Raw genomic sequence first — 9,432 nt, forward strand, 5'->3', positions numbered from 1 at the left:
GGTATCGACCAAAAGGTGCTGGACGAAGCTGACGTAGATGTTTCGTCGAAAGTAGTGGTAGTAAGCAAAGAAGGCGAACAAAAAGAACAAAACACTTTGGCATCGACTGTATTAGGTTTTATCACGGTAATTTTGATGTTTTCGACCGTTATTGGCTTCGGAATGCAAGTGATGCGTGGCGTAATTGAAGAAAAAACCAATCGAATTATTGAGGTAATTATTTCCTCGGTAAAGCCCTTTCAGTTGATGATGGGTAAAATTTTGGGCGTTGGAATGGTTGGTCTTACGCAATTTACGCTATGGATTGCCCTGACTTTTGTACTGACAACTGTAAGTTCTTCGATGCTGCCATCTCAACAGATTGCTAAAGCCGCACAAGAACAAATGTCGGAAATGCCACAAAAAGATAAAGATAAAATTGCTAAAAAAATGGAGCAAGCTCCATCTGATGCAAGCAAAGTGATGAAATTTATAGAAAGTGCCAAAAACCTTAATATTCCGCTTATTATTGGCTGCTTTTTGTTTTATTTCTTGTTTGGATATTTGTTCTATGCCTCGGTGTACGGAGCAATCGGCTCGGCGGTGGATAACGAAACCGATACCCAACAATTTATGTTTCCGATAATGTTACCGCTATTGGCGGGCTACTTAATTGGCCTCATGACTGCGGGACAAACCGATAATAAATTACTCTTTTGGGCATCAATCATTCCGTTTACTTCGCCTATTACGATGATGTCTCGCCTACCATTTGGCGTTGAACCTTGGGAATTGATTTTATCAATGTCTTTACTCGTAATCAGCACTTTCGGAATGGTCTGGATTGCGGCAAAAATTTACCGTGTAGGTATCTTGATGTACGGCAAAAAACCAACCTTCAAAGAGATTGGCAAATGGTTGTTTTATAAAGGATAAAAAAACAAAAGAGCCACACCGGTCGAAAGTGTGGCTCTTTTTAATTCATGAAAAATTTACTACTGCTCTCTCACCCAAATATCAACCCAGCCATCGTAGCCTTCGTTTAAAACTTTCTGTTCGTATTCGTTCAAGCCTGTTTTTCGAGATTTAATTTCGCCTACTTTTACTACATTTACTTGCATGATGCGGTCTGATGAATAATCGTTGGCGGTTTTTGCATCAATTATTTGGCGTTTATTGCCTATTTTTATCGTGTAGAGTTGTTTGCCTTTGATAACAAAATTGGATTCATCTTTGGCTTGTGCGGCTTTTTTAGTTGTAATTACCACTACCCCATTCTTTCCTTTTTCACCATAAATTGCCGTTGCCGAAGCATTTTTCAGAACATCCATTGTTGCAATATCATTCGGTTTTATACCTGACATTTCTGCTTGACTAATAACTTTTCCATCAACAACAAAAAGAGGGTCACCGTCGATTACATTTTCAGAAGCTTGGCTTGTATTTTTTTGTTTATCTAAAATTCTAATTGTCATAGATTTCTCAATGGAATTTACAGAAATCTCTTCTTTTATCGAACCACTTTGCAAAAGAGGTTTCAATCTTTCAGTTTCCTTATTGATTGATTCTTTATCTGTAAAAGTTCTAATTTCTCCTTTTTCTATAACAATCAATTTTTCCCAAGGAAAATCGGCTTTTGCAGTAGTTGTTTTGTCTTCTTCCAAAACAAAACTTACAGGCATCGTAAAGTACACACTCACTGGTTTTCCATTTTGCTTCCCAGGATTCCACTTTGGCATTGAGCCAAGTACTCTAACGGTCTCTTCGTCACAACCAAAGCCTACCCCTTTTAATATTTGTAAATCCGAAACCGTTCCATCTTTCCTAACAACAAACTTCACAAATACTTTTCCCTGAACATGGGCTCGACGGGCAGGCTCAGGATAACGAAGATTTCTTGCAATAAATTGATACATGGCTTTTATACCATCAGGAAACGATGGATGTTCCTCCACAGTCGTAAATATTTCTTCACTTTCATAATTAATAGTTGGTTTATAACCAGCTACAACCACCTCGTGTAAGCCAATCGGAGTGCCATCATTCTTTGATTTTAACTTTACATCAATGATTTTCTTATCAGTAACAGGCACTGTTGAGCTCTCGAACCCTACAAACGTAAACACAAGTTCATCAGACGGACCGGCGTTTATCATGTAGTTTCCGTCCATGTCAGTCGTTGTTCCCATGTTCTTATCCTTAACTTTTATCACTACCCCAGCCAAAGGTTTACCATCTTCGGCGGCGGTTACTTTACCTTTTACGGGTGTTTCTTTTTCAGCTAAGATTTCTTTGATTGGCAAAATAGACAATTCCGTAATTGGCATTTCGGCGGTTTTTTCTACAATTTTTTCTACTTTCTTGATGCCATTATTTTTGGCAATACTTGCCGAGGCTATCACGAGCATCAAGGCAAAAAGTGGAGCGGTAAAACCGTATTTCAATAAAGCAATTTTACGAGAGCGTGGCTTATTTAACATTTCGATTCGTCGTTTAAGTGTTGATTTATCAATAAATTGATTAGTAAGTTGGTGTGGATTTAGCCCAAACTGCTGCGAGAAAAGCAACATTGCGTAGTCTGCCTTCGAGGCTTCGAGTTTACTCGCAATATCGTCGGCAATAAATTCGTGAATGTGTTTTACTGATTTTTTATAGAAATACACCACAGGATTGAACCAACAAAGCACCGCAATGACTTCAAACAAAACTACATCGGCCGAATGTAATTGCTTGATATGCACGTATTCGTGTTCCATCACTACTTCGTGTTTCTGGAGGTCTTTGTCAACAAAAACAAAGTTGAAAAACGAAAATCCTGCTCCGAACTTTGAGTAACCTTCCGAATTTTGGAGTATTCTCTTTAGTTGTAAAAAGTTAAATATCAGCTTAATAGACAAGAAAACCGTACAAAATACATAAAAAACTTTCAATAAATCGAACCACGTAAATGGATTTTCGGCATTGGCCTTTACTCCAAAAACGGCGGGACTTAACACTGTATAAAATACTTCATTGACTTGTTGCGTAATGAAAAACGACTGAATATAATCGGAATACCAAAACGGAATTCCGAAACTCAACACCGCCGAACCAACCAAATAGATTCGGTTGAGGTTATAAAAGGTTTCGTTTGCTAACAACAGGCGATAAAAGCCATAAAACAGCACCAAGTATAGATTTACTTGAATGAGATAGTGTACGAAAGTCATACCCAAAAAGTTTTTACAAAATTGAATAAAACGCCTTTTACTTCGATTTTTTTGTATTATCCAAGGCAAACATCACTGGCAAAACCATCGACGAACGAACAGCTTTACCTCCGATTTGAGCAGCAGTCCATTTTGGCATCAGGCCAACTACTCGCATCACCTCCTTATCGCAACCAAAGCCAATACCCTGTACGATTTCTTGCGAACTGATACTTCCGTCTTTTTCGATAATTATTTTTACGAATACTTTACCAGATACTTTGGCATCAACCGCTGGCTTCGGATATTTAAGGTTTTTGCCAATAAAATTAGACATTTCGGTCATTCCACCCTGAAACTCGGCCGCTACATCTGTTTTATCATAAACAGGTTCATTAGCTTGAGCATTGGCATAAAAAATACCGATTAAAACAAAAGAAAGAGTAATGAATAGCTTTTTCATAAATTGTGATTTTGTATAAAATGTTGAATAGTTTTATTTCTTAAGTGTGGTTCTTGGTTTCCAAGCATCATCGCCTCGTCGGATGTCTTTCACTACGATAAAATATCCCATAACAACCAAAAGCGGGACGATTAGCAAGTATTTTGTTTTTGTCCATGCAGGGCTACGCTCTTTCATTATCATCATGATTCGTTCTTTGAGCAATGAATCATTAAAGAAATTATTACTCAACGAGCTTGCATTTGATTTAAAATTATAAGCAAACAAAAATTCTGCGTAGCTAACTTTTTCGTCGTCTGATACAATGCCATCAGCAATAAACTCGTGTATCTGACGAATCGAGTGTTTGTATAAATTAACTATCGGATTGAACCAACAGAAAATATGCACAAACTCCAGCAAAAGCACATCGAAACTATGCCATTGCCCAATATGAACTTCCTCGTGGTCGGTAATCATTGAGCGATTATAGTGTAGGTCGTTTCGATTAAGTATTAGAAAGTTAAAGAATGAATACGAAGAAATTGAGTCTTCGCTTTTCAAAAGCCAGTAATTTCTGCCTTCACGGGTTTCCTCTTCGCCGAGTGGATCGCCGTTGATGAGTAAATTATAAATCTTGAAAAATGCAAAAGCCACTTTTGATAATATCAAGACCGCACCTGTGAGGTAAATGACTGCTAATAAATCAATCCAATTAAAATTGCTTAAAATCGGTGTATAGAACAGACTTCTACAATACTCAGTCGAAATTTCGTTGAGCGTAAGGGGCAGTGTACTTTCAAAATCATAATTATGCTTGACTTTTATCAATGGCAGGCAAAATGATAATAAAATTGAGCCTACCAAATAGAAGCGATTGGCCACAAAAAAGGTATTTCTACGCAAAAACACCCAATAAAATCCATAGAAAACAACCAAACACAAGTTTGTTTTTAGCAAATAGATGAGTATATCCATAGATAGTACCCCCGCCCCTAAGTGAGGGATTTAGTTTTAGGGTTGTGCCAACTCTAATTAGGGATTAGAGTTTTTCATTTTATCAATCATTCTCAAAATCTCATCGGCTTCTTTCATATCGATTTTCTTTTCTCGCACAAAAAACGAAAACATTTCCTCGACTGAGTTTTCAAAATAACTTTCCATCAATTTGCCAGTTGCAAAAGATTTGTATTGCTCTTTGCTTACTAACGAATAATATTGATGCGTTTTCCCGTAGGCTTTATGTCCAACAAAGCCTTTTTGTTCCAAAATCCTGACGATAGTCGAAACCGTATTATAGGCAGGTTTGGGTTCTGGGAAATACTCTAAAATATCTTTCACAAATGTAGGCTCAACCTCCCACAAAATTTGCATTACTTCCTCTTCGGCTCGGGTCAATTCTCTTAATTCCATTTTCTTGGTTGTTAATTCTGATTCAAATATATAACTAATTTTTTAGTTTCAAAACTATTTTCATAGTTTTTTTTCGTAGCACAATCGAATCGGCGAACCGATTTCTAACTTGTACAGCACTCGAAAGCCAAAATTCATAAAATTGTACTACAAAAAAAACGTGATAGATTCGAGGGTTTCGAGTCTATCACGTTGCGAAGATTTTGTTTATATTATATCGTGAAAGTAGCTGATTGAAAATAATCGACACTGGCATTTTGTGTAAATCATGATTAATGAATCTTTTACACTTCTGTGGACTGTCGATTATTGACTGTAGACTACTTAATCTTTTCAGCAAGTAGGTTATATTAGTTTTTCGCTCCTTCTGGTGGCTTTGGACCTCCTTCTGGACGTTGGCGTGGGCCTTGCGGACGTGGGCCATCGTGCGGCGGTTCTTTCATTTCGTTGTGGCACGAAATACAACCCATCGTTACGGGCTGGCGGAAACCTTTCATTTGTGAAAGTAAATCACGGTTGAGGCGGTCGTTCATGACAATCATCTCACGAGTACGTAAGTGGTTACGGCTTTTTTCAGATGCCCAATTGGTTGTTTCGTGGCAGAACTTACAAGTTACGCCCAAAGCGTGTCCCCAATTATTCATGATACTTAGCACCTGCTCTACCGATTTCCCTTTCAGCGATTTGATATTTTTGAAAACCGAATCAGCCACCATTGATTCTTTTCCTTTCAATGAATCTTTGAGTTTAGTCAGATATTTTTCACGGTCGAGCATCATTGTATCTTTGGCAATAGCTTTCGGAGCGGTTTGAGATGCTTGCTCCGACATCGACATAAATGAGCTGACACCAATAAAAAGAAATAAAACGGGTAAAAGAAGTTTCATAGTTTTTGGTTGATTTTTTTTGATTAAAACAAAAGAACAACGCAATATATATAAGTTATAGGAAAATGAAAAATTGATACCACAAAAAAAGCCCCACTAACAGCGGGGCATTTTAAACTTAGATTCTAAGCAAAATTAAAATCTATTCAACCTTAATACTTAATTTTTCACACTATATTTTACGCAAAAACAATAAATCAATCATTCACCATTAATCATTATAAAACAGGGCTTCCAGCTAAAATTTCTTCGTCGGCAAAGTCAGCGTATTTTTCAAAATTATGGGCAAACATTTCAGCCAATTTAGTGGCAGTTGCATCATAAGCCTCTTTATCTGTCCAAGTATTTCGTGGATTCAAAATATCCGAAACCACATACGGGCAATGTTCTGGAATCATCATTCCAAAAATCGGGTGCTTTGTAAAGCCAACTTTATTCAAATCGCCATTTAAAGCAGCCGTAATCATGGCCCTGGTGTTTGAAAGTTTCATGCGGTTGCCTACTCCGTAGCTCCCGCCTGTCATTCCTGTGTTTATCAACCACACATTCACTTTATTTTGGTGAATTTTTTCGCCTAAAAGTGCTGCGTACTTTGTTGGGTGCAAAGGCAAAAAAGCAGCTCCAAAACACGCCGAAAATGTAGCTTGTGGTTCTTTTATGCCCATTTCGGTTCCAGCAACTTTCGATGTATAGCCCGAAATAAAATGATACATGGCTTGCCCGACCGTCAGCTTCGAGATTGGTGGCAAAACACCAAAAGCATCGTAAGTCAAAAAGAAAATATTTTTCGGAATTCCACCCACCGAAGGCTCAACGGCATTCGGAATATAATGTATCGGGTAAGCAGTTCGAGTATTTTCTGTGACCGAATTATTCTGATAATCAACGGTGCGAGTTCCTTCAATAAATCTTGTATTTTCTACAATCGAACCGTAACGAATCGCATCAAAAATTTCGGGTTCTTTTTCACGGCTCAAATCTATCACCTTGGCATAGCAACCACCTTCAAAATTAAATATGCTAGTTTCTGACCAACCGTGTTCGTCGTCACCAATCAAACCACGATTTGGGTCGGCCGAAAGCGTTGTTTTGCCAGTTCCTGACAATCCAAAGAAAATCGCAGTGTCACCTTGTTCGCCAATATTGGCCGAGCAATGCATCGAAAGCACTCCATTTTCTTGTGGCAATAAATAATTAAGTACCGTAAAGATTCCTTTTTTCATTTCGCCAGCATAACCTGTTCCACCGATAAGCAATATACGACGGCTCATATCGACAATCGTAAAGTTTGCCTGACGGGTGCCATCAACGGCTGGGTCAGCTTCAAATTCGGGTATGCAAATAATTGTAAAGTCAGTTGTGAAATTCACTAAATCGCCTTGTGACGGACGAATAAACATATTATTACAGAACAAATTATGCCAAGCTTGGGTATTTACAATTTCGAGATTTAACCTATAATCTTGATTTGCTCCTGCAAAGGCCTGACGTACATAAATTCGCTTATCTTCTAAGAAAACAAGCATTTTATTGAGTAAAGCATCAAATTTTTCGGGAGAAAACTTAAAATTTACATCTCCCCACCAAACGGTGTTTTCGGTTTTGTCGTCACAGACCAAAAATTTATCTTTTGGCGAACGACCAGTAAATTTTCCTGTGTCACACATCAAAGCACCTGTGTCGGTCAAAACACCTTCTCCATTTTGTAGAGCAGCCTCAATCAATTCGGCGGGGCTAAGGTTCATAAAAACTTGTTTGGCTTTAATGGCCAGTTTGGTCGGGGCAATCTCAGTTAAAAGCTCCATGAGTTTTGTTCAGTTATATTAATGAAGTGTAATTATTGCGACTAAATAACTCTTTTTATATTAGCAATTTACATGATATCGTTTAATCAGAATGTTGAACGCAGATTGGTATAATTTTTATGATTAAACATGCTTTTTATCATAAATCATCTGAACTATCAATATATTCAGCGTTCAAGTTTCCACAACGCAAATTGCGTTTTCCTTACTCATAACACAATGACTTTGGTCATGCAAATCATTGATAATCAATACCTAGAGCAAAATCAGAAGTGCAAGAGCAAATCATTGACCATCTCTTTGGCTCCGACATAAAATGGACTTCGCTGATGCAATTCAGTTGGCTCAATATCCAATATATTTTGGTAGCCATCGGTTGACGTTGCACCTGATTGCTCGGCCAAAAACGCCAGTGGATAGCACTCATAAAGCAAGCGTAGCTTTCCTTTTGGATGTTTTTTGGAGGCTGGATAAAGATAAATACCACCTTTGAGTAAATTTCGGTGGAAATCTGCCACCAACGAACCAATATATCTTGAAGCGTATTCTCGCATTCGACATTCTACAATATATGCCCTTGCTCCACTCACAAAATCATTATAATTACCATCATTCACCGAATAGATTACACCATTATCCGGACTTTTAATATCATTATGCGATAAAAAATACTCTCCCAGTGAATTTTCGTAGGTGAAAGCATTTACGCCTTGTCCAGTTGAATAAACCAAAATTGTTGACGAACCATATAAAATATAACCCGCTGCCACTTGGCTTCTTCCGCCTTGCATAAAATCTTCGAGCGTGGCACGTGTGCCTATGGGCGTAACTCTTCTGTAAACCGAAAATATGGTTCCGATTGAAACATTTACATCAATGTTAGATGAACCATCGAGTGGGTCGATTGCCACTACATACTTACCTTCATCGTTGTCGGTGTAAATAATTTCGTCTTGCTCCTCTGTAATTATGGCACACACTTCTCCGCCATTTTTCAAAGCCCTCAGAAACCTGATATCGGCTACCACATCGAGTTTTTGTTGTTCTTCACCTTGCACATTTTGGTTGCCAAAAGCACCCGTAATATCGACCAAACCAGCCCGATTTACTTCTCGGTTTATTATCTTTCCAGCGAGGGCAATATCCCGCAAAAGCTGAGATAATTCACCTGATGCAAATGGCATCGAACTTTGTTGTCGCTTAATAAATCGGTCGAGTGTTACGCCTACTGGCAGAGCTAAAGTTTCTTGTTTGGTCATGTTTTTATAGCTTAAGAGCGAATCGTTGCACAAATGTATATTGCAGAAAAATGCGAAACAAATATTTTTAGCGAAATTTCGCAATATTTTTCTACTTCTTAAATAAATACAATTTTTGAATTAAATATTCATCAAAAAAAGCAATTTTACAATATCATTTTTTAGCAAAACACACACAAAAATTACCACTTAGAAGCACATAAACTCTGCTTGCATACTATTTTTTAGGTTATCAATTAAAATTCGCAGTATAATTGTCAAAAATACAATTATTAGAAATGTTCAAAAACAAAAATATTAAAAACTGATTTTTATCATAATTTTCTTCGGTATCGAAGCTTACTTTTGCCCAGATTCTAAACAAATATTTATTTAAAAAATGGTCATTTTAGTTTTCTTCTTACTGCATTGGTACTTCTCGATTCTGATGCAAACATTCTTTTTACACCGCTACGCATC

Annotated in this window: 8 protein-coding genes; 1 reads left to right on the forward strand and 7 read right to left on the reverse strand. The window is 37.6% G+C overall.

The annotated features are described in order from the left end of the window. On the forward strand, positions 1-915 hold a 915-nt coding region (locus tag ACOVO2_RS21425; protein ID WP_421771945.1), incomplete at its 5' end, for an ABC transporter permease. Positions 916-974: 59 nt separating this feature from the next. Here the strand turns inward: ACOVO2_RS21425 and ACOVO2_RS21430 are convergent. The 7 genes from ACOVO2_RS21430 to fbp form a co-directional block, all read right to left on the reverse strand. Further along, the gene (locus ACOVO2_RS21430) at positions 975-3,188 is read right to left on the reverse strand and encodes a TonB family protein (RefSeq protein ID WP_421771946.1); all 2,214 of its coding nucleotides are present in this window, start codon (positions 3,186-3,188) and stop codon (positions 975-977) included. A 37-nt stretch (positions 3,189-3,225) separates the two neighbouring features. After that, complete coding sequence (locus tag ACOVO2_RS21435; protein ID WP_421771947.1) at positions 3,226-3,630, reverse strand: energy transducer TonB; 405 nt, start codon at positions 3,628-3,630, stop codon at positions 3,226-3,228. Between the two features lie 33 nt (positions 3,631-3,663). Continuing rightward, complete coding sequence (locus ACOVO2_RS21440) at positions 3,664-4,587, reverse strand: M56 family metallopeptidase (protein ID WP_421771948.1); 924 nt, start codon at positions 4,585-4,587, stop codon at positions 3,664-3,666. Between the two features lie 57 nt (positions 4,588-4,644). After that, positions 4,645-5,022: a BlaI/MecI/CopY family transcriptional regulator gene (locus ACOVO2_RS21445; protein WP_421771949.1), complete on the reverse strand. Its 378-nt coding sequence runs from the start codon at positions 5,020-5,022 to the stop codon at positions 4,645-4,647. A 350-nt stretch (positions 5,023-5,372) separates the two neighbouring features. Further along, positions 5,373-5,909: a photosynthetic reaction center cytochrome c subunit family protein gene (locus ACOVO2_RS21450; RefSeq protein ID WP_421771950.1), complete on the reverse strand. Its 537-nt coding sequence runs from the start codon at positions 5,907-5,909 to the stop codon at positions 5,373-5,375. Positions 5,910-6,127: 218 nt separating this feature from the next. Continuing rightward, entirely contained in the window at positions 6,128-7,714 is a 1,587-nt protein-coding gene (gene pckA / locus ACOVO2_RS21455) for a phosphoenolpyruvate carboxykinase (ATP) (RefSeq protein WP_421771951.1), read from the reverse strand. 266 nt (positions 7,715-7,980) lie between these two features. After that, on the reverse strand, positions 7,981-8,973 hold the full coding sequence (gene fbp / locus ACOVO2_RS21460) for a class 1 fructose-bisphosphatase (protein WP_421771952.1): 993 nt from the start codon (positions 8,971-8,973) through the stop codon (positions 7,981-7,983). Between the last annotated feature and the right edge of the window lie 459 nt (positions 8,974-9,432).

The sequence above is a fragment of the Emticicia sp. genome, from assembly GCF_049241225.1.
GTDB lineage: Bacteria > Bacteroidota > Bacteroidia > Cytophagales > Spirosomataceae > Emticicia.

Coding starts and splice junctions, on each gene's coding strand:
- ACOVO2_RS21430 (WP_421771946.1), bottom strand. CDS start 3,188: ATGACTTTCGTACACTATCTCATTCAAGTAAATCTATACTTGGTGCTG.
- ACOVO2_RS21435 (WP_421771947.1), bottom strand. CDS start 3,630: ATGAAAAAGCTATTCATTACTCTTTCTTTTGTTTTAATCGGTATTTTT.
- ACOVO2_RS21440 (WP_421771948.1), bottom strand. CDS start 4,587: ATGGATATACTCATCTATTTGCTAAAAACAAACTTGTGTTTGGTTGTT.
- ACOVO2_RS21445 (WP_421771949.1), bottom strand. CDS start 5,022: ATGGAATTAAGAGAATTGACCCGAGCCGAAGAGGAAGTAATGCAAATT.
- ACOVO2_RS21450 (WP_421771950.1), bottom strand. CDS start 5,909: ATGAAACTTCTTTTACCCGTTTTATTTCTTTTTATTGGTGTCAGCTCA.
- pckA (WP_421771951.1), bottom strand. CDS start 7,714: ATGGAGCTTTTAACTGAGATTGCCCCGACCAAACTGGCCATTAAAGCC.
- fbp (WP_421771952.1), bottom strand. CDS start 8,973: ATGACCAAACAAGAAACTTTAGCTCTGCCAGTAGGCGTAACACTCGAC.